Origin of the sequence: Neorhizobium sp. DAR64860/K0K1 (genome assembly GCF_050500205.1) — a bacterium.
In the GTDB taxonomy this organism is placed as follows: domain Bacteria; phylum Pseudomonadota; class Alphaproteobacteria; order Rhizobiales; family Rhizobiaceae; genus Neorhizobium; species Neorhizobium soli.
Window position 1 is genome coordinate 2041540 of record NZ_CP191459.1, and the last position, 21057, is coordinate 2062596.

Annotated in this window: 15 protein-coding genes; 5 read left to right on the plus strand and 10 right to left on the minus strand. The window is 60.7% G+C overall.

All coding sequences use genetic code 11. The features are described 5' to 3' along the window. Window position 1 precedes the first annotated feature (1 nt). The 7 genes from ACQY1J_RS14560 to clpP all read right to left on the minus strand — a co-directional run bounded on the left by ACQY1J_RS14560 (window position 2) and on the right by clpP (window position 12704). Window positions 2–3445, minus strand: coding sequence for an AAA family ATPase (locus ACQY1J_RS14560; protein ID WP_430250179.1), 3444 nt, complete (start codon window positions 3443–3445; stop codon window positions 2–4). Between the two features lie 4 nt (window positions 3446–3449). Then, a complete protein-coding gene (locus tag ACQY1J_RS14565; protein WP_430250181.1) occupies window positions 3450–4685 on the minus strand; it encodes a metallophosphoesterase family protein in 1236 nt (411 codons plus the stop codon). 106 nt (window positions 4686–4791) lie between these two features. Further along, the gene (locus tag ACQY1J_RS14570) at window positions 4792–6981 is read right to left on the minus strand and encodes an esterase-like activity of phytase family protein (protein WP_430250182.1); all 2190 of its coding nucleotides are present in this window, start codon (window positions 6979–6981) and stop codon (window positions 4792–4794) included. A gap of 190 nt (window positions 6982–7171) precedes the next feature. Further along, complete coding sequence (gene hupB, locus ACQY1J_RS14575) at window positions 7172–7447, minus strand: DNA-binding protein HupB (RefSeq protein ID WP_062453245.1); 276 nt, start codon at window positions 7445–7447, stop codon at window positions 7172–7174. Between the two features lie 186 nt (window positions 7448–7633). Then, window positions 7634–10054 (minus strand): endopeptidase La, encoded by a 2421-nt coding sequence (gene lon, locus ACQY1J_RS14580; RefSeq protein WP_062453246.1) that lies wholly within the window; start codon window positions 10052–10054, stop codon window positions 7634–7636. Window positions 10055–10495: 441 nt separating this feature from the next. Further along, complete coding sequence (gene clpX / locus ACQY1J_RS14585; protein WP_062453247.1) at window positions 10496–11773, minus strand: ATP-dependent Clp protease ATP-binding subunit ClpX; 1278 nt, start codon at window positions 11771–11773, stop codon at window positions 10496–10498. A gap of 298 nt (window positions 11774–12071) precedes the next feature. Continuing rightward, window positions 12072–12704 (minus strand): ATP-dependent Clp endopeptidase proteolytic subunit ClpP, encoded by a 633-nt coding sequence (clpP, locus tag ACQY1J_RS14590; protein ID WP_062453248.1) that lies wholly within the window; start codon window positions 12702–12704, stop codon window positions 12072–12074. Between the two features lie 346 nt (window positions 12705–13050). Here clpP and ACQY1J_RS14595 point away from each other — a divergent pair, with 346 nt between their 5' ends. From ACQY1J_RS14595 to ACQY1J_RS14605, 3 genes are all read left to right on the plus strand, one after another. Next, window positions 13051–14310, plus strand: a complete 1260-nt coding sequence (locus tag ACQY1J_RS14595; protein ID WP_430250183.1) for a GGDEF domain-containing protein — start codon at window positions 13051–13053, stop codon at window positions 14308–14310. 92 nt (window positions 14311–14402) lie between these two features. After that, window positions 14403–16157: a gamma-glutamyltransferase gene (gene ggt, locus ACQY1J_RS14600; RefSeq protein WP_430250184.1), complete on the plus strand. Its 1755-nt coding sequence runs from the start codon at window positions 14403–14405 to the stop codon at window positions 16155–16157. A 40-nt stretch (window positions 16158–16197) separates the two neighbouring features. Next, window positions 16198–17445, plus strand: a complete 1248-nt coding sequence (locus tag ACQY1J_RS14605; protein WP_430251948.1) for a cytochrome P450 — start codon at window positions 16198–16200, stop codon at window positions 17443–17445. A gap of 30 nt (window positions 17446–17475) precedes the next feature. Here ACQY1J_RS14605 and ACQY1J_RS14610 read toward each other — a convergent pair whose 3' ends face one another. The 3 genes from ACQY1J_RS14610 to ACQY1J_RS14620 all read right to left on the minus strand — a co-directional run bounded on the left by ACQY1J_RS14610 (window position 17476) and on the right by ACQY1J_RS14620 (window position 19694). Continuing rightward, window positions 17476–17820: a cupin domain-containing protein gene (locus tag ACQY1J_RS14610; RefSeq protein ID WP_325261088.1), complete on the minus strand. Its 345-nt coding sequence runs from the start codon at window positions 17818–17820 to the stop codon at window positions 17476–17478. Window positions 17821–17827: 7 nt separating this feature from the next. Continuing rightward, window positions 17828–19129, minus strand: coding sequence for an O-acetylhomoserine aminocarboxypropyltransferase (locus ACQY1J_RS14615; protein ID WP_430250185.1), 1302 nt, complete (start codon window positions 19127–19129; stop codon window positions 17828–17830). Window positions 19130–19256: 127 nt separating this feature from the next. Then, window positions 19257–19694, minus strand: coding sequence for a CoA-binding protein (locus tag ACQY1J_RS14620; RefSeq protein ID WP_430250187.1), 438 nt, complete (start codon window positions 19692–19694; stop codon window positions 19257–19259). A 405-nt stretch (window positions 19695–20099) separates the two neighbouring features. Between ACQY1J_RS14620 and rplM the strand changes: the two genes are divergently transcribed. Both rplM and rpsI read left to right on the plus strand, forming a co-directional pair. Continuing rightward, complete coding sequence (gene rplM / locus ACQY1J_RS14625) at window positions 20100–20564, plus strand: 50S ribosomal protein L13 (RefSeq protein WP_062453255.1); 465 nt, start codon at window positions 20100–20102, stop codon at window positions 20562–20564. A gap of 2 nt (window positions 20565–20566) precedes the next feature. After that, entirely contained in the window at window positions 20567–21031 is a 465-nt protein-coding gene (gene rpsI, locus ACQY1J_RS14630; protein WP_062453256.1) for a 30S ribosomal protein S9, read from the plus strand. Window positions 21032–21057 lie beyond the last annotated feature (26 nt).

A 21057-nucleotide genomic window follows, 5' to 3' on the forward strand; every position in this document is an offset into this window, starting at 1 on the left:
GTTAAATCCTGATCAAGTCCAGCCGCTCGCCGAGTTCGCGCTGCGCCGTTTCCACCAGGCTCAGCTGGTGGGTGAACAGCACCGTCTGGAACTTGTCGCCGGCGGCAGCGAGTGTGCGGATGCCGGCTGCGGTCCGTTCGTCGTCGAATGTCTGGAAGATGTCGTCGAGGATCAGCGGTGCGGGTTCGTTGCGGCTACAGTAATCCTCGAGGAACGCCAGACGCAGTGCGAGATAGAGCTGATCGCCGGTGCCTTCGCTGAGGCCCGATAGCGGAACCTGCTCACCGGTGTTTCGCTCGACAGCCAGCTGCAGCTCGTCCTTTTCGTCATAGAGCTGCACCAGCTTCGCAAACCGTCCACCGGTGAGATCCGCAAATACCTTGCCGGCCCGCTGCATGACCGGATCGGCCTGATGCTCGCGATAGGTTTCCATCGAGGACGATAGAAGGCTGGCCGCGAGCTTCAGCACCACCCACCGCCGCGCAAGGTCCCTCGCCTCGGTTTCGGCCGCGTGCTTCTGGAACACCGCGCGCTCGGCACCGATGCCGCTTTCCAGTTCGCGGCGACGGCGGGCATTGTCGGCCTCGGCGGTCCTCAAAGTCGAGATACGGTCGATCTGCCTGCTATCGGCGCTTTCCAGCTGTTCGATCTCAAGACCTGCCGTCACCTTGTCGAAATCGACCAGCGCTGAGCGCACTGCCGCTTCATCGTCACCATCAGCGTGCTCGTTGAAACGGGAGCGGCACTGCAGAAGCTGTCCGTTCAACCGGCTTCGCTGGCGCAATTCCTCCAACACCTGCTCGAGGTCGGCGACGTCTCGCGAGGCGGATGCGGCAAGGGAAGCAAGCTCGTCCTGCAGGGTCTTTTCGCGCGTGGCATAGCGTTCGAGAGCGAGCGTCGCACGTTCGAGATCGACCGACATCGCAGCCTTGTGCTTGGCAGCGGCATTGGCATCCATCGCCCGGTCGTTGAGCAGCCCGGCCGCGACATCCGCCGGCACCGAGATCAGGTCGGGCGCCACCTTGGTGCAGAGGCTGCGGATCTCTTCGTCAAAGGTTTCCATGTCGCGCTGCATGCCGCGCACACGGCGGCGGCGGTTTTCGCGCTCGGCCAGAATATCCGGCACGCTGCGCCAGACATCGAGCGCTGCCGCTGCCATGTCGACCGTCGCCTCATCCGGCAGACCGGCCATGGTCGCAGCGTTGGAGAATGCAGCCCGCCAGCTATCGACCTCACGACGCAACACGGTTTCGCGCTCTTCGAGACGTTGCAGCGCATCGACAGCGGAATGGCGCTTGCCTTCCAGCGAGCGGCTTTCCGTCCAGCGTTCCGCGATCTCTGCCAGTCTGCGGTCGAGAGCACGCGCCAGGGCCGCGGGCGGCAAGGCGGCTGCGGCAAGGCCGATCGCGTCGGCAAGACCGACCAGCACCGGCTTCAACCGCTCTTCCTTCAGCCGTGCGGTCTGCAGCGCGTCGTTCGCATCCTTCAGCGCCTCGACCTGATGCGACAGGGCTTCGACGCCGCGTCGCCATTCAAGCATGCGCTCGGGCGACAGCGGGGAGACGGGCACCGAGCGGAACAGGTCCTCGAATTCGGTGATCGCGTCCGACAGCGCAATATCGCTTTCGCGCGCTTCGGCGCGGGCATTCGTCAGTTGCTGCTCGATCTCGTGCTGACGCAGGCTGAGCTGCGCGTGGCGGGACACGCGCTCGGCATCGGTCAGGGCGGCGTCGGCCAGTTCGTCAGCGTTCTGCACGGCCTTGTGCACATCGGCGAGCTTATCCGCTGATGGCTTTGCTCCGAGTGCGGCAAGACCCCCATCGCGCAGCTGGCGGGCTTCCAGGATATCGGCACGCGAAACGATGCGGCCCTGCCCTTCCAGCGCCGCCATCTGATCGGCCACGGTCTTGGCGTCGGCCTTCACCGTCGACAGTGTCTGGGTGATCCTTGCATGCACCGCGCGTGCATCGTCGATCAGCTTGCGGTGGCTGCTGAGCGCTGCGAGATCCGGCAGCGGGCTCGCAAGCAGGGCGTCGATGTCCTTGACCGGCGGATCGAGCCTTGCGACGGCGGCGGCAAGATCGCTTTCTGCCCGTGTGGCGCGAACCTGCAGGTTTTCGATGCCTGCGAGATCACTGAGTTCGGGGCGCAGCGCTGTAAGCTGCTCGGCCCATGGTTTCGGATCGATCAGGCGGCTGTCCGGATTGGCTTCATCCAGACGCCGCAGCGCCTCGCGCTCTTCTTCCAGACGGAGATGCAGCTGTTTCAGGCTGCGGTCGAGTTCGCTGCCTTGCTCGAGCAGGGTCTTCAGCCGCACCAGATCGGCATCGGCAGGCTGGTGGCGTTCAAGGTCATCGGTCCTGACAAGACCCAGCCTGCGCCCCAGCTGCACCAGCCGGGTGTCGAAATCCTCGACCTCGCCGCGCACCCTTGCGATATCCTCGCGGGCTTTCAGATAGACGCCCTTGTCGGCGTGGCGGGCGAGAATGCTGCCAGCAGCGGCGATCAGCGCGTCGTCGACATGGAGAGCGGCGATCTCATCGCCCAGCCGCGAAACTTCCGTTTCCGCCGCCCGATGCGCGTCGTCGTTGCGCCGCGCCTCTTCCAGCGCCCGCGCCAACGCATCCTCGAAGCCAGGAGGCAGCGAGCCCAGCGCCTGATACTGCGCCAGCTGGTCCTGCTCGCGGTCGATCTCGCGCAGCACGGGCTCCAGCCGCATCAGCTTGCGCAGCCGTTCCAGCGTCTGCTTGGTGGTTTCGCGTTCAATCTTGATGGTGGCGAGTTCCGCTTCCAGCTCGGCCTGTTCGGCGAGCAGCGTCTTCCAGTCGGTCGCCTTCAGCTCGTTGTTCCGCTCGGCTTTGCGTGCCTCGTCATGGCTGTCGAGCACCTGGTAGAACAGGCGGTCCTTGGAGCGGCGCGGCGCGTAAATGGTGTCGGCCTCGGCATCGAAGCTTTTGCGCAGGTCGGAGAGACCGGTAAGGCCCGACGCTGCGGAAAACAGCAGACTGCCGATCTCGCCGCCGCTTTTCAGCATGCTTTGGCCGCCAGCCCTCAGAGAAGCCGAATCAAGCCCGAAGGCGCGTTGAAACACATCGCGGTTCAGCGTGCCGAGAAAGGGCGCCAGCGCATCCTCGGGAAGCGCCTCTTCCGCCTCGCTTGCCGCGAGCAGCGTGTTCTTGCGGCCGCGACGACGGCGAAAGCCCAGCTTGCTGCCATCACGCGTCTCGATCTCGGCACCAACCCTAAGTGCGGTTGCGTCGTGCAGAAAACTGTACTCGGCAGCTGTCGGAAAGCCGAACAGCAGATCCGAGATTGCCGACAGCGCGGAAGACTTTCCGGCTTCGTTCGGTCCATAGATGACATGCAGCTGCGCATCCGGCCGGAACGCGAGCGCGCGGTCGGTAAGCGCGCCGTAGCGCAGGATGTCGAGACGGGTGAAACGCATGTGACTACCCTACCCTTGCCGCGCGCGACAGAAGCAGCTCGCGCGCTTCCGCCAAGAGAGCCGCCGCATCGTCACCAAGCGCGAGGTCGCCGGCGCCGATACCGCCCGGCAGACGCGCGGCGATCTCGGCAATGCGGGCCTCAGCCTCGCTCACCAGAAGCGGCGAGAACTCCGCCGTCGGCAGGAGGCCTTCGAGCCCGAGAAGATCGGTGGATTTGCCCGTCGATGCGATCTCGGCTTCGAGTTTCACTTCCAGCTTTTCCAGCCAGATATCCTCATGGCCGCGGTGGCAGGCGGCTTGCACCTCGTCCCGGAAATCGGCCGCTCTCGCCAAGATCTCGTTGCGGAAACGACTGCGGCCGCTGATGCGGATGCGCAACGCCAGCGGGCGGCTTTCCATGGCGTCGATCACAGAACCAAGCAGATCTTCCAGCCGCCGCAGGATCGCCGCCGGTGTTTCATCCGGCTCGACGACTACGGCCAGTTCGGCAAACCTTGCACTGTCAGTGACGATGCGCTCGTAGGCGATGCGCCCGTCATCGACAGTCACGAGCACAGCGCCCTTTGCTCCCTGCTCGCGGATCGATCGTCCCTGAAGGTTGCCGGGGAACACGACGAGCGGGTCTTCGGCGACGATTTCGAAATCGTGGACATGGCCGAGCGCCCAGTAATCAAAGCCACGCGAGCGCAGATCTTCGACGGAACAGGGCGCGTAGGCTGCGTGCGGCTCGCGGCCGGTCAGCGAGGTGTGCAGCACGCCAATGTTGAACCAGCCCGGTTCCGGCTTCGGATAGGCAAGCGCCAGGTTTTCGTTGGCGGAGCGCTCGGCAAAACCCTGGCCGTGCAGCGCAACCTTCAGGTGATCCAGCTTGAACGTTCCGGGCTTTGCGGTCGGGAATTCGCTGACATTCTTCGGCAGCGTAATTGTCTTGGTGATGACGCTTTCGGCGTCGTGATTGCCCTTCAGCAGAAAGACCGGAATGCCGGCGCGTTCCAGCCGGGCAATTTCGCGGTTGAAGAACAGGCCGATCTTGTTGTCTTTCCAGTCGCCGTCGTAGACATCGCCCGCAACGATAAAGAAGTCGACCTTGCGCTCCACCGCCTCGTCCACCAAGCCCGAGAACGCCTTGCGGCTTGCCTCGATGAAGATATCGGCAAGCTCGGCATCCTTCAGCGCCAGCCCCTGAAAGGGACTGCCTAGATGCAGATCGGCGGCATGGATGAAGCGGAATGAGGTCATCGACTCGGCTGCTGGAACACATCAGGAACGACAGACTTAAGTCACGCATCGGCAATAAAAAAGGCCGGGTGCGGAAACACCCGGCCTTTTCCTGTTGATGAACGGTTTAGTTGGTCGCCTTGATCTCAACCGGGAAGAACAGCGTTTCGCCGGAACTGTCGTCGACGCCGTCATTGTCGGTGATGGCGAAGGCCTTGCCCGACTTGTCGAAGGCGAAACCTTCGAGCTTGTCGACCACATAGCCGTTGGTAGCGTTCTTGAGGTCGGAGAGGAAGTCGTGAACTTCCTGCTTGGTGACGAGCGGCAGCTCTCCGCCAAGCTTTGCGGGCTTCAGATCGGCGATTGCCACACGGTAGAGCTTCTTGAGCTTTGCGTTGTCGCCGATCAGGTTGTCGCGCTCGATGATGTAGAGGTAGTCACCGCGGGCGGTGATTTCCGACAGGCCGACCCAGCCTTTTTCGGTCTTTTCGAGCGGGTAGCGAACGGCGGCCCATTCCTTGGACTTCGGCTTGTAGGACAGAAGCTTCACCTGGCCCTTCGGATCGTCCTTCCATTCGCGCTGGATTGCCATCCAGAGTGTCAGGTCGTCGCCCGAACCCGTTGTGGTGATGCCTTCGAGACCGAAGCGGGTTTCACCTGCCAGAAGTTCTGCCGGCAGCGCGATCTCGGACTTGATCTCACCCTTGGCGCTGACGTTGTAGATGCCGTGACCGACGAACTTGGCACTGTCGCCTTCGGAAGCGAGCCAGAAGCCGCCCTTGCCGTCGAGCGCGATACCTTCGATATCGAGCTTCTGGGCCGGCTGACCGTTGCGGGTCACACGCACCACGCTTGTGATTTCCGCCGGCTTCTTGGTGGCGTCGATGGTGAAGATCGAGGGCTGCATGGCATAGACGCTATCGCTGACTGCATAGAGAATGGCGTCCTTTTCCGCATCCCCGACGAGGCCCGACATGGCACCCCAGCCGAGCGGCTTGCCGTCGATATCCTTGGAGACCAGCATCGGATAGGCCTTTTCGCCTTCGCTAAGCTCGTAGATCATGACATGCGAGCGGGCACCGCCGTCTTCGCCGAGATCGGCTTCGTTGGCGGAGGCAAGCAGGTTGCGGCCGGGAATGGCGACAGCACCTTCAGGCGAGATGCCGGATGGCAGAAGCTGCACCAGTTCCGGCTCCGCACCGGTATCCTTGTAGACCGCGATCATCGAACCGCGTTCCGACAGGACAAAGAAATACTTCTGACCGTTGAAGGTCGCAGCTTCCAGGCCTTCCGGCTCGATGCCCTTGTTCTTGGCACGTTTTTCCGGGAAGTGACCGACGCGGGCTACGGCATATTCGAGCGACGTGCCGGCGTCATAGAGAACCTTGCCGGTGCGGTCGAAAATGGTGAAGCCGCGCGACCCGCCCTTGTAGTCACCTTCGTTGGCGACAACGAAACGATCGGTACCGAGCCACTTCACCGCATCCGGTTCGCGGGGAATGGCCGTGAGCTTGCCGGAGAAGGTCAGTGCGCCGTCGGTCTTGGTGTCAACGCCATCGAGATCAACCGTGCCGGCCGTGAAATGGGCGGTGACCTTTGCGGTCTTGCTGTCGACGGTGACGATGTGATTGTTTTCCTGCAGCGTCACGACGATTTCGCCGTTGGCGTTGATATTGACGAATTCCGGCTCGGGATCCTCAGGAGCGACGGTGGACAGTCCCGTCAGATCGACGTGACGGATGCTGTCGCAGACGGGCACCCCGTTGTTCAGGGTGACGATCTGCAATTCGCCGGCCGGCAGCTGCGGAAGAGCGCCGTCGTTGAGCTTTTCGTCGCGCTGGTTCTCGATGGCAATGGCCGCAAACGTGCCATCCGGCGAGACGACGATGCTATCCGGCTGGCCGCCGAGATCGCAAGTGGCCTCGATCTTGCGGGAGGCGATATCGACCACCCCGAGCTGGCCCGCGGGCTTGGTGAGGTCCTTGGTCCGGTCGATGGTGACGAGAACCTTCGCACCGGTTGCGGCGACCGAGTTCGGCTCGCCGTCGATCTTGACCGACCCGGCGGCCTTCGGAGCCTTCGCATCGGTGATGTCGATAAAGCCGATCGTGCCGCCAGGCGCATCGGAATAGATGAGCGTGTTGCCGTCTGCGGTCGCCGTGATGATTTCCGACGAGGTCGCCTTGTCCTCGCCCTTGGGCAGGTTCTGGGCGACCGGGAAGGATGCAATGCGGTTGAAGACTTGCTCGGCGCCGGCAGGAGCTGCAACGGAGCCGAGGAGGAGCGCGGTCAAAGCGGCGCGTGTCGAAAATGTCATGGGAAGCCTCCGTGAAACTACACTCGGCTTGTGCTGCACTGTCATGACAGGCGGATGACACTTTTTGGCGTTGAACGACGGTCTGTTGGATTGGCCAAAACAAATGCGTCCAGCAATGCAAAAGGCCCGGTTTTCACCGGGCCTTTCGAGACGTTTTGCATCATGGCGGCAAGCCGCCAGATGCTTTCGATTAGCTGTTAACAGCTTCCTTGAGACCCTTGCCGGCCGAGAACTTCGGCACGTTACGAGCAGGGATATCGACTTCAGCGCCCGTGGACGGGTTGCGGCCCTTGGATGCTTCGCGACGCGAAACGGAGAAGCTGCCGAAGCCAGCGAGGCGGATGTCGCCACCATTCTTCAGTTCGGCCTGGACAGTCTCGAAAACGGCATCGACTGCAGAGGCGGCATCAGCCTTGGAGAGGCCGGCTTTTTCGGCCACTGCGGACACCAGTTCGGTCTTGTTCATATTTCCACCCTTTCAACGGTTTTGGAACGACTCATTTGGTCGGCGCCGACAATAGTTTTGCGTCGGCACTTGGCAACCCAAAGGCTCCGAAAAAGCCTGAAAAACAAGGGGTCTTGGGCATTTTTCACAAAAAAAGCCGGCTTTCGCCGGCTTTTTTATCAGTTCGTGGCGGCTTCAAGGCACCGCTTAGTGAGCAATCGTTGTCGACGAGTCGTCGGCACCGTCAACCGTCGCAATGACCGGTGTCTCCACCGTGCCATCCCACTCGATCGGTTCGGGAAGACGAACCAAAGCGTGCTTGATCACCTCGCCCATACGCGACACCGGGATGATCTCCATGCCGTTTTTCACGTTGTCCGGAATGTCCGCGAGGTCCTTCGCGTTCTCTTCTGGGATCAGCACAACCTTGATGTTGCCGCGCAGAGCCGCAAGGAGTTTTTCCTTGAGACCACCGATCGGCAGCACCCGGCCGCGCAACGTGATTTCGCCGGTCATGGCGACATCCTTGCGAACAGGAATGCCGGTCATGATCGAAACGATCGCGGTTGCCATGCCGACACCGGCCGACGGACCGTCCTTCGGCGTCGCACCTTCCGGCACGTGCACGTGGATGTCCGACTTGTCGAAGCGCGGCGGCTCGATGCCGAAATCGACGGCACGGGAGCGGACATAGGAGGCCGCAGCCGAAATCGATTCCTTCATCACGTCCTTGAGGTTGCCGGTGACGGTCATGCGACCCTTGCCCGGCATCATGACGCCTTCGATGGTGAGGAGCTCACCGCCGACTTCTGTCCAGGCAAGACCGGTAACGACACCGACCTGATCCTCGCCTTCGGCTTCGCCGTGACGGAAACGCGGAACGCCAAGGTAATCCGAAATGTTGGCAGCGGTAACCGCGACCGACTTCGTCTTGCCCTTGATGATCTCGGTCACGGCCTTGCGGGCGAGCTTCATCAGCTCGCGCTCGAAGGAGCGAACGCCGGCTTCGCGCGTGTACTGCTGGCTGATCGCCATCAGGGCATCGTCCGACACCGAGAATTCTTTCGGCTGCAGCGCATGGTCCCGGATAGCCTTCGGCAGAAGGTGACGCTTGGCAATCTCGCGCTTCTCATCCTCGGTGTACCCGGCGATGCGGATCACTTCCATGCGGTCCATCAGGGGACCTGGGATGTTCAGCGTGTTCGCCGTGGTGATGAACATCACGTCGGACAGATCGTATTCGACCTCAAGGTAGTGGTCCATGAAGGTCGAGTTCTGCGCTGGATCGAGCACTTCGAGCAGGGCCGACGACGGATCGCCTCGGAAATCCGAACCCATCTTGTCGATTTCGTCGAGCAGGAAGAGCGGGTTGGATTTCTTCGCCTTCTTCATCGACTGGATGACCTTGCCGGGCATCGAACCGATATAGGTGCGGCGGTGACCACGGATCTCGGCTTCGTCACGAACGCCACCAAGTGCCATGCGCACGTACTCGCGGCCGGTCGCCTTGGCGATCGACTGGGCAAGAGACGTCTTGCCGACGCCCGGAGGACCGACGAGGCAAAGTATCGGACCCTTGAGCTTGGTGGCGCGGGCCTGCACGGCAAGATACTCGACGATGCGTTCCTTGACCTTGTCGAGACCGAAGTGATCCAGTTCGAGGACCTTTTCAGCCGCGTTAAGATCGGTCTTGATCTTCGACTTCTTGGACCACGGAATACCGAGCAGCCAGTCGAGATAGTTGCGCACGACGGTGGCTTCCGCCGACATCGGGCTCATCTGCTTCAGCTTCTTCAGCTCGGCGTCGGCCTTTTCCTTGGCTTCCTTGGAAAGCTTGGTCTTGCCGATGCGCTCTTCCAGTTCGGCCATCTCGTCACGGCCTTCGTCGCCGTCGCCGAGTTCCTTCTGGATCGCTTTCATCTGCTCGTTGAGGTAATACTCGCGCTGGGTCTTTTCCATCTGGCGCTTGACGCGCGAGCGGATGCGCTTCTCGACCTGGAGGACGGAGATTTCGCCTTCCATGAAGCCGAGGGCCTTTTCAAGCCGCAGCTTGATCGAGACCGTTTCGAGCATTTCCTGCTTTTCGGTGATCTTGATCGACAGGTGCGAGGCAACCGTGTCTGCCAGTTTCGAGTAATCCTCGATCTGGCTCGCGGCACCAACGACTTCCGGCGAGATCTTCTTGTTGAGCTTCACGTAGTTTTCGAATTCGGAAACCACGGAGCGCGACAGCGCTTCCACCTCGACGGCGTCCTCATCGGGCTCGGCCAGAATCTCGGCCTTGGCTTCGTAGAACTCTTCGCGGTCACTGTATTCGGAGATCTGGGCGCGTGCCTTGCCTTCGACCAGAACCTTGACGGTTCCGTCCGGGAGCTTCAGGAGCTGCAGCACATTGGCCACCGTGCCGACCTTGTAGATCTGCTCGGGCTCAGGATCGTCGTCGCTGGCATTGATCTGGGTGACGAGCATGATCTGCTTGTCGGAACCCATGACCTCTTCAAGCGCCCGGATGGACTTTTCCCGTCCGACGAACAGCGGCACGATCATGTGCGGGAAGACCACAATGTCGCGCAGTGGCAGGACCGGATAGGTCTCAGCGCCGGATGCCGCAGACGTTGAATTCGTCATGTCATTTCCTTTCCATCGTCCCGTTGCCGGGATGGCTTGAGAAATTACCCAAGCACTTCACTCCCGCTAAAAGTGGAGTTTTCACAGATCGTTTTCAAGCCTTGCAAGGTCGCTGCACTGCACCTTGTGCAACCAGCCGTCAGACAAAGCGCCCACGCATAACGCCTTACGCAAAATGTCAGCTCTTAAGCACGGACGCGCCACCGTCCTTGCCGACAAACCTTTTCGAGACGAGGTCCGAAATCAACGGCACACGCACAAAAGGTGCGAAGCAGCCGGAACGGAAAGGTTCATCCCTGACCCTGTCTAAATCAAGCGGATTATCTTGCAACTCTTTGCAGTGCAAAAATCGTGTAATACGGCCTAAAACAATAGCCGAGGCTAAAACGAAAAAGAGGCCCCAATGGGGCCCCTTCTCAATGTTGCTATGACCGCTGAGGATCAGGCCGAAACGTTGGCCTTTTCTTCCTGCCTGTCGGCATAGATGTAGAGCGGCCGTGCATTGCCCCGCACCACATCGTCGGAAATGACCACTTCGCGAACGCCTTCCAGCGCTGGCAGCTCGAACATTGTGTCGAGCAGGATTTTTTCCATGATCGAGCGAAGACCACGAGCACCCGTCTTGCGGATGATGGCGCGCTTGGCGATCTCGCGCAGCGCGTCCTCGTGGAACGTCAGTTCGACGTCTTCCATCTCGAACAGGCGCTGGTACTGCTTGATCAGCGCGTTCTTCGGCTCCGACAGGATCTGGATCAGCGCATCCTCATCGAGATCCTCGAGCGTTGCCAGAACCGGCAGACGACCAATGAATTCCGGAATGAGACCGAACTTGACCAGATCTTCCGGCTCCAGTTCGCGCAGCACTTCGCCAACGCGACGATCGTCCGGAGACTGGACGGATGCACCGAAACCGATCGAGGTCTTCTCGCCACGGGCAGAGATGATCTTGTCGAGACCGGCAAAGGCGCCGCCGCAGATGAACAGGATGTTCGTCGTGTCGACCTGCAGGAATTCCTGCTGCGGATGCTTGCGGCCTCCCTGTGGGGGTACGGATGCAACCGTGCCTTCCATGATCTTCAGAAGCGCCTGCTGGACGCCCTCGCCCGACACGTCGCGGGTGATCGAAGGGTTGTCCGACTTGCGGGAGATCTTGTCGACTTCGTCGATGTAGACGATGCCGCGCTGGGCGCGCTCGACATTGTAATCCGCAGACTGAAGCAGCTTCAGAATGATGTTTTCCACGTCTTCACCGACATAGCCGGCTTCCGTGAGTGTCGTCGCGTCGGCCATCGTGAAGGGCACGTCGATGATGCGCGCGAGCGTCTGGGCAAGATAGGTCTTGCCGCAACCCGTCGGACCGACGAGCATGATGTTCGACTTCGCAAGCTCGACATCGCCGCCCTTTGAGGCATGCGCGAGACGCTTGTAATGATTGTGGACTGCGACCGACAGAATACGCTTGGCCTGCTTCTGGCCGATGACGTACTCGTCGAGGACCTTGATGATGTCCTGCGGCGTGGGAACGCCTTCACGGGACTTCACCATCGAAGACTTGTTCTCTTCGCGAATGATGTCCATGCACAATTCGACGCATTCATCGCAGATGAATACGGTCGGGCCGGCAATCAGCTTGCGGACCTCGTGCTGGCTCTTTCCGCAGAAGGAGCAATACAGGGTATTCTTGGAGTCGCCGCCGTTGCCGCCGCTGACTTTGCTCATATCACTTTCCTTCCAGCACTCCGCCTATCCGCCTGTCCAGACGGTCGCGGTCAACTTTGTCGCTGTCGACACGCGCGGACGCCATGCCGCGCCTGTCTTCGCTCAAGGGGTACTCTACCGGCCTCAAACTCGCTTTCGCAGGTCCAGAATGACCGGCTGCAACGAAACCCCTAAGACGCCAATGCTATGTCATAAACACTCAACACAGCCTTAATAGGTACTAATAGCGCGTTCCGTGCCACTTGGAACCCCCGAAATCACTCAAATCCGGGTGAGCAGCACGGATGCCACTATTGCCTCAAGACGCCGAAACGCCTTCCATTTCCTGACGCGTGGTCAGGATCTTGTCGACGACGCCCCAGTCCTGAGCTTCGTCGGCGGTCATGAAGTGGTCACGATCGAGGGTTTTTTCAACTTCCTCAAGCGTACGGCCAGTGTGCTTCACGTAAACGTCGTTCAAACGGCGCTTCATCTTCAGAATGTCGCGGGCGTGACGTTCGATGTCAGAGGCCTGACCGGTAAAGCCGCCGGAGGGCTGGTGAACCATGATACGCGAGTTCGGCATTGCAAAACGCATGCCCTTCTCGCCGGCGCACAGCAGCAGCGAGCCCATCGACGCGGCCTGACCGATGCAAAGCGTCGATACGGCCGGCTTGATGAACTGCATCGTGTCGTAGATCGACATGCCGGCGGTGACGACACCACCTGGCGAATTGATGTAGAGCGCGATTTCCTTCTTCGGATTTTCAGCCTCGAGGAAAAGCAGCTGGGCGCAAACGAGCGACGCCATGTAATCTTCCACCGGACCGGTGACGAAGATGATGCGCTCCTTCAGGAGGCGCGAGTAGATATCGTAGGAGCGTTCACCGCGATTGGTCTGCTCAACGACCATCGGCACCAAGGCCATTGCGGTATCAACTGGATTTCTCATGTCCGTCCTTTGTCAAATGCATCGCCGAAGGCGGCGATGCGCTCCGGAATCATTGGAATGGGTTATCTCCTACATAGAGTGTCACCGCCGGGTACTTCAAGACGGAGAGCCCGATATCCTTAATCGGCTTGGGATGCGCGAGGCTGACCGATAATGCAACAACTCTCATATACCAGAGGCAAAAGAGAAGTATCGACGGCCATCCAAGCATTTTTGATCGAGCAGGGTAAAGCAGATATGAATAAATGACAGCATTCTAATCAAAATAACCGACGCAAAACAGCAACGCAGCCTTAAAGACTTGGCTGCATACTGAAGCGGCCGGGAATGAATGACGGAGCTGGACGTGGATATCTTGACGGGTCTGTTGATCTGGGCCGCTGAAGCGGTGACGCTCGCCGTCCTGCTCTTTTCACGCTGGTACTATGAGCGCGAACCACTTTATCTCAGCTGGGGCAGCGGCTTCGCTGTGCACGGGATTGGCGCAGCTCTGGTCGCAATGCGCGGCGACATCCCGGACTTCGTTTCGATCGAGATCGCCAATACCATGGTTCTTGCGGGTATCGGCCTGTGGGCTGCGGGCCTGATGCAGCTCGACCGCCGGCCCGTTGAACCCTATGTTGGCATTCCGGCCCTGATCTGGATTGCCGGGATGTTTCTAGACCCCGTCCGCGGCGACTTCGCCAGTCGCGCCATCCTTCACCATGTCGCGGCCATGGTCGGTCACGCCATGATCATCGGCATTCTGCTTTACCATCGCGGTCCGCCCAGCATCACCCGTCGCGTGTTTGCCAGCGTCATCGGGATACAGTTCTTCTCCTGCGCGCTGATTGTCCTGATGGTGTTCATCGGTAGACCGGATGCGCTTGTCGCTGCGTCGCATTCGCCGTGGCTCTATCTCCCGACGGCTTTCGTCTTTGTCGGCAGCATCGTCTGCGGGGCGCGACTCCTGACCGAGCGGTCCGAGCTGACCCTGAAAGAGCTGGCGCGGACCGACCCGCTGACCGGCGTGCTCAACCGCCGCGGTCTGCTGGAAGAGTTTCACCGGTCGAAGGGTGTTGATGCGGTGGATGGCAGCATGACTGCTTTCATCCAGTTCGATCTCGACGGGTTCAAGCAGATCAACGACGTCTACGGTCATCAGGCCGGCGATGACGTGCTCTCCGCCTTTGCACGGATTGGTGCGGCGGCTCAGCGCGGCCGCGGCTCGTTCGGACGCATGGGCGGCGAGGAATTCGCGTCTATCATCCGCGTCTCCGATATGGTCGAAGCAGCCAGTATCGCAGAGGCCATCCGCTCGACGCTCAGACGGCAGCCAATCAGTGTCGGCGAACACAGGATAGCCGTGACGGTCAGCGCCGGCATCTCGCTGTGCTCCACGAAGGACGCTGATATCGACGTGTTGCTAACCGCTGCCGACAAGGCTCTTTACGTGTCGAAGACCAGCGGCCGCGACCGCACCGCCGTTCATACGGATCAGGAAATCATGATCGTACCGTCGACGGATTTTGCGTCCCCAACACCGTTTGCCGCAGAATTTTTCGAAGACATCAGCGTGTCCCAACAGGTGGCGTCGCTGAAACGCATCGTCGTCCTCAGCCAATAGTGCCGTTGCCCACGACCGCCTAAAGTCTTGCAATGGCGCGACAATGCTCCACACTCTCTCCGAGCAAACTCAAGAATGCGGAGAGACATGCCATGCTGAAGCAAATTTCCGGAACTGTTCTCGCCGGTTTCCTGACGATCTCGGTTGCCTCGGCGCAGCAGGCATCGGACACGACCGCGCCGGAAAAGGCATCGGCAGTCACGTCGGCCAAGCGGGTGGAGACGAAGCGCTACATGGTCGCCGCCGCCAATCCGCTCGCCGCGGAAGCGGGTCGTGCAGTGATCGAGGAAGGCGGCAGTGCCGCCGATGCACTGGTTGCCGTGCAGACCGTGCTCGGGCTCGTGGAGCCGCAAAGTTCGGGCCTCGGCGGTGGCGCTTTCCTCGTCTATTACGACGCAGCCTCGCAGAAACTGACGACGTTCGACGGCCGCGAGACGGCGCCGATGGAAGCCACGCCGCAGCTCTTTCTCGACGATCAGGGTCAGCCGTTGAAGTTCATGGCAGCCGTGGTCGGCGGCCGGTCGGTCGGCACGCCGGGCACGGTGCGGCTTCTCGAAACCGTCCACCGCAAATACGGTAAGGCGAACTGGGCGGGATTGTTTACTGCCGCCGAGCGCCTCGCCACTGACGGCTTTGAGGTCTCGCCCCGGCTCGGCACGCTGCTTGCGGCCGAGGGTGACAAGCTGAAGACCGATGACGCTACGATCCGCTATTTCTTCGGCGATGCCGGCGCACCGCTGAAAACCGGCACTCTCCTCAAGAACCCGGCCTATGCCGAAACGCTGCGGACGATCGCTGCCGGTGGCGCCGATGCCTTCTATTCCGGCCCGATTGCGCAGGCGATCGTCAGGGCCGTGCGCGAAGCGAAGGGCAATCCCGGCGTTCTGTCGCTATCCGATTTCGCCAACTACAGGGTCAAGGAGCGGGAACCCGTCTGCCTTGCCTATCGCGCTCTCGATATATGCGGCATGGGCCCACCCTCCTCCGGTGGCGTTGCCGTCGGCCAGATGCTGGGCATGCTCGAAAACTTCGATCTGAAGGGGCTCGGGCCGGACAATGTTGAAAGCTGGAGGCTGATCGGCGATGCGCAGCGTCTGGCGTTTGCTGACCGCGAAAGATATCTCGCCGATCCCGATTTTGTGCCGGCACCGATCAAGGGTCTCCTCAAAAAAGAGTATCTCGGCGAACGGGCACGACTGCTCGACACGGATAAGGCGCTTGCCAAGGATGCCGTGAAGTCGGGTGAGCCGACCTGGGATCACGCGCTCCTGTTCGGCCGCGGCGAGGCGATCGAACTTCCCTCCACCAGCCATATCTCCATCGTCGACAGGGACGGCAACGTCGCCAGCATGACGACGACGATCGAGAACGGCTTCGGCTCGCGGCTGATGGTCAACGGCTTTCTGCTCAACAACGAACTGACCGACTTTTCCTTCAAGACGCATGATGGAAGCCTGCCGGTCGCCAACCGCGTCGAGCCGGGCAAACGTCCCCGCTCCTCGATGGCGCCGACGATCGTGATGAAGGACGGCAAGCCGCTGATGGCCATCGGGTCGCCCGGCGGCAGCCAGATCATCGGATATGTGGCGCAGGCTTTGGTCGCCTATATCGACTGGGGCATGCCGGTGGAGCAGATCGTCGCCCAGCCGCATCTGATCAACCGTTTCGGGACATACGATATCGAAGCCGGAACGCGGGCCGAGACGCTGATGGAGCCGCTGAAGTCACTCGGCTACGAGGTGAAGGCCGGTGAAATGACGTCTGGCCTGCAGGCAATCGAGATCACCGACCGAGGACTTGCGGGAAGTGCCGATCCGCGGCGCGAGGGTATCGCGACAGGCGAATGACGGGCTTTCGTGGGACCGCGGATTGAGTTACCCATTCGGCATGACCGCGATCCCCGATTTTCTCCGCATCGATCCAGAAACCCGCCGCGTCTCGCTGGATGGCCGCAACCCGGCCTTCTACAGCGATCCGAACCGCGTCTACGGGCTCTTGCATCAGCACTGTCCAACCTTCTTCTGGGAGGAGCAGCGGCAGTGGTTCTTCACCGGCTATGACCATGTGAACCTGCTCCTGCGCGACCGTCGATTCGGCCGCCAGATCCTGCATGTCGCCAGCCGCGAGGAACTGGGGCTCCCGGAGCCGGAAGCGCATCTTGCGAATTTCGACCTCGCCGAACGATACTCGCTGCTGGAGATCGAACCGCCGGAACATACGCGGCTCCGGACGATGGTAAACCGCGCCTTCGTCTCCCGCCATATCGAGAAGCTGAGGCCGGAGATTACCGAGCTTGCGGAGCGTCTGATCGACGCGTTTGACGGCGAAGGCCGGGTGGAGCTGCTCTCGGCCTTTGCCGACATCATTCCCGTGACGATGATCGCCCGGATGATCGGCATTCCGGACGAGATGGGTCCGCAACTGCTGAAATGGAGCCATGCCTATGTCGGCATGTACATGTTCAAGCGCTCGCGGGAGGATGAACATGCGGCGGACCGCGCCGCTGCGGAATTCGCAGCTTATGTGAAGATGCTGATCTCCGAGCGCCGGCGTGAACCGCGCGAAGACCTGCTCACCCACATGATCCATACGGAGCACAAGGGCCAGTATCTGACCGACGACGAACTCGTCTCGACCACGATCGTGCTCTTGAACGCTGGCCACGAGGCGACCGTGCACCAGATCGGCAATTCGGTTCGGGTGATTCTGGAAAGCGGGCTTTCGCCGGCCGAGCTCTTCCGCGACGAGGCCGCGACGGAGCGGACGGTGGAAGAGACGCTGAGGCTGTGCGCGCCCGTCCATATCTTCCAGCGCTGGGCCCTTGAGGACGCGGAGATCGACGGTGTGTCGCTGAAGCGCGGCGACAAGGTGAGCCTGATCCTCGCCGCCGCCAATCTCGACCCGAAGAAATTTTCAGAGCCGCTGGTGTTCAAGCCGGATCGTCAGGAAGGCCAAAACCTGTCCTTCGGCGCCGGTATTCACTTCTGCATCGGCGCACCACTGGCGCGGCTGGAACTGAATACCGTTCTGCCCATCCTGTTTCGCCGCCTGCCCGGCCTGAAACTGGCCGGGGTACCGACGGTCAAGGACGTCTACCATTTTCACGGGCTAGAGCGGCTCGATCTGGTCTGGTGATAGGAGCAACCGGAGGATCTGCCGTCAGGTTCAGAGCCTGATGACGTAATCCTTGCGGGTCGTCTCCACCACTTCCCAGGTGGCAACCAGACCTGGCCGCAGAACCATGCTGTCGCCGGCCTTCAGATGCAGCGGTTCGCCGCCTTCTTCGGTGATGATCGAGTAGCCGAACTGGATGTGGAAATATTCCCACTCGTCATAGACGATCTTCCACTTGCCCGGTGTCGCTTCCCAGACGCCGGCATAGATCCCGCCTTCGGCCTCCTCGAAATTCCAGGTCAGGAATTTCGGATCGCCGAAGATGACGCGGTCGGGCGCGGGTGCGCCCTCCTCCGGTTCGATAGCGGTCAAATCGAATGTCAGCCAGTTCTTCATGAGTGTCTCAAGTCCTTGCTAATGCTTGGTCGAGGTCGGAGATCAGGTCTGCGACATCCTCGATGCCAACAGAGAGGCGGACCACGTCAGGTCCGGCACCGGCGGCGATCTGCTGCTCTTCGGTGAGTTGCCGGTGGGTGGTGGATGCCGGGTGGATGACCAGCGAGCGGGTATCGCCGATATTGGCGAGATGCGAGAAGAGCTTGAGGCTTTCCACGAAGATCTTGCCGGCCTCATAGCCGTTCTTCAGGCCAAAGGTGAAGACAGCGCCGGCACCGTTCGGCGAATAGCGCTGCTGCAGAGCATTGTTCGGGTCGTCAGGCAGGCCGGCGTAGTTCACCCATCCAACCTTCGGATGGCGGCTCAGCCACTCGGCAACCGCAAGCGCATTATCGCAATGCCGCTGCATGCGCAGCGAGAGCGTCTCGATCCCCGTCTGGATCTGGAAGGCGTTGAAGGGCGAGATGGCCGGCCCGAGGTCGCGAAGGCCGAGCACCCGCGCGGCGATCGCAAAGGCGATGTTCCCGAAGGTTTCATGCAGGACCATGCCCGAATATTCCGGCCGCGGTTCGGACAGGACCGGGTAGTTGCCGGAGCGCGACCAGTCGAACGTGCCGCCGTCGACGATGATGCCGCCCATGGAGTTGCCGTGGCCGCCGAGAAATTTGGTGAGCGAGTGTACGACGATATCGGCGCCGTATTCGAGCGGCCGGACGAGATAGGGGCTCGCCATCGTGTTGTCGACGATCAGCGGGATCCCGAAACGCTGGGCCACCTCCGAAATCGCCGCGATATCGACGAAGGTGCCGCCGGGGTTTGCCAGGCTTTCGACGAAAATCGCCTTGGTGCGATCGTCGATCTCGTTTTCAAAACTTTCCGGATCGGCGCTATCGGCCCAGCGCACCTGCCAGCCGAAATTCTGAAACGCGTTACCGAACTGATTGATCGAACCGCCATAGAGTTTGCGCGCCGCGACAAAGTTGTCACCGGGCTGCATGATCGTGTGGAAAACCAACAACTGCGCCGCATGGCCGGACGCGACGGCAAGGGCTGCCGTGCCGCCTTCGAGCGCCGCCACCTTTTCCTCCAGCGCGGCCTGCGTCGGGTTCATGATGCGGGTGTAGATATTGCCGAATTCCTTCAGCCCGAACAGAGCGGCTGCATGTTCGGTATCCTTGAAGACGAAGGACGTCGTCTGATAGATCGGCACCGCGCGGGCGCCGGTCGTCGGATCGGGCTCAGCGCCGGCATGAACAGCGAGCGTTGAAAATCCGGGATTGCCGGAACTGCGTGAATTCGGGTTGGCCATGCCGGTCTCCTCTAGGGTCGTTTCATCACAGCAGAGCCTGCGGGCCGACGGCGATCAAGAAATATCGTTGCAGCATTCGCAGCGATTGCGAAAAGAGTCCGCGAATTACCTGCCCCGCTCCCTTACCCTATCCGAGAAGACGGGCAAGCCTTGGGTACTCGATCGCCGGGCAGCGATCCATGATTACCTTTATACCGGCGGCCTCGGCCTTCACTGCGGCCTGATCGTCGCGCACGCCAAGCTGCGCCCATATCACCTTGGGCGGCTGATCCAGCGCCAGCGCTTCGTCCACGACGCTATCCAGGTATTCCGAGGCGCGGAACACATCGACCATATCGACGGGTTCCGGCACATCCGCGAGCCGCGCGTAGACGTCCTGGCCGAGGATCTGCTTGCCCGCCTGGCCCGGATTGACCGGAAACACCCGGTATCCGCGCTGAAGCAGAAACCCCATGACGCGGTTGCTGGGCCGGTCGGGATTGGGTGATGCGCCGACCAGCGCAATCGTCTTCGTGCTTTTCAAGACGCCAGCGATGACGTCGTCGTCATACCGATCGTGAGCCATGGTTCTAATCTCCTCATGCAGTCACCTGGACATAGGAAAGCAATGGAAATCTTCCAACTCGGTTCCGGAATCACGCTTTCCACCAGCCAGGCGTTCCGCCTGCTGCGGCTCAAACGAAGGTATCCCTTCTCAAGAAGTCGTGTAAGAGACGAAACACCCGGCGATTATTTGTGAGGTATTATTTTACCTCATCAGTAAGTCACTCTAAACGTTGAGCTATTTTTCCGACCGCTCCGGGCCGGCTGCTTGACGCTTTTTAGGCTCCGTCGTATAACCCGCCCAGATCGCGGACCTCTCGAAGGCCCGCTTTCTTTTTTGTCGGCATAGCCGAGCAAATCAAGCAACAAAAAACGCCCTTACGGCCGGTCTTCCGGTGGTCTTGGGTTCAGATGAGAGAGAAAAACAATGTCAACCTTCGTTCAGAAGCCTGCAGAGGTGGAGAAGAAGTGGATCATCATCGATGCCGAAGGCCTCGTTGTCGGTCGCCTCGCCACCCTCGTTGCCAATCGCCTTCGCGGCAAGCACAAGGTCACCTACACACCTCACGTCGACGACGGTGACAATGTCATCATCATCAACGCTGAAAAGGTTGTCCTGACCGGCAAGAAATACACAGACAAGAAGTACTACTGGCACACCGGTTACCCGGGTGGCATCAAGGAGCGTACTGCACGCGCCATCATCGAAGGCCGCTTTCCTGAGCGCGTCGTCGAAAAGGCGATTGAGCGTATGATCCCGCGCGGCCCGCTCGGCCGTCGCCAGTTGAAGAACCTGCGTGTATACGCCGGCTCCAACCATCCCCATGAAGCACAGCAGCCTGTCGCTCTCGACGTGGCATCGCTGAACAGCAAGAACGTAAGGAGCGCCTGATCATGGCCGATCTTTCCTCTTTGAAGGACCTCGCTCCGGCTGAAAGCCAGGCACCGGTTCACGTCCGCAAGGTCGATGCACAGGGCCGTTCCTATGCAACCGGCAAGCGCAAGAACGCGATTGCCCGCGTTTGGGTCAAGCCAGGCTCCGGCAAGATCATCATCAACGGTCGCGACTTCTCGGCGTATTTCGCCCGTCCGGTTCTGCAGATGATCCTTCAGCAGCCGCTGGTTGCCGCTGCCCGCACAGGTCAGTTCGACATCATTGCCACCGTCACCGGTGGTGGTCTTTCCGGTCAGGCCGGTGCCGTTCGTCACGGCGTCTCCAAGGCCCTCACCTACTTCGAACCAGGCCTTCGCCCGGTTCTGAAGAAGGGTGGCTTCCTGACCCGCGACAGCCGCGTCGTCGAGCGTAAGAAGTACGGTAAGGCGAAGGCCCGCCGGTCCTTCCAGTTCTCGAAGCGTTAATCGCTTCAAGACTTTGCATTTCGAAA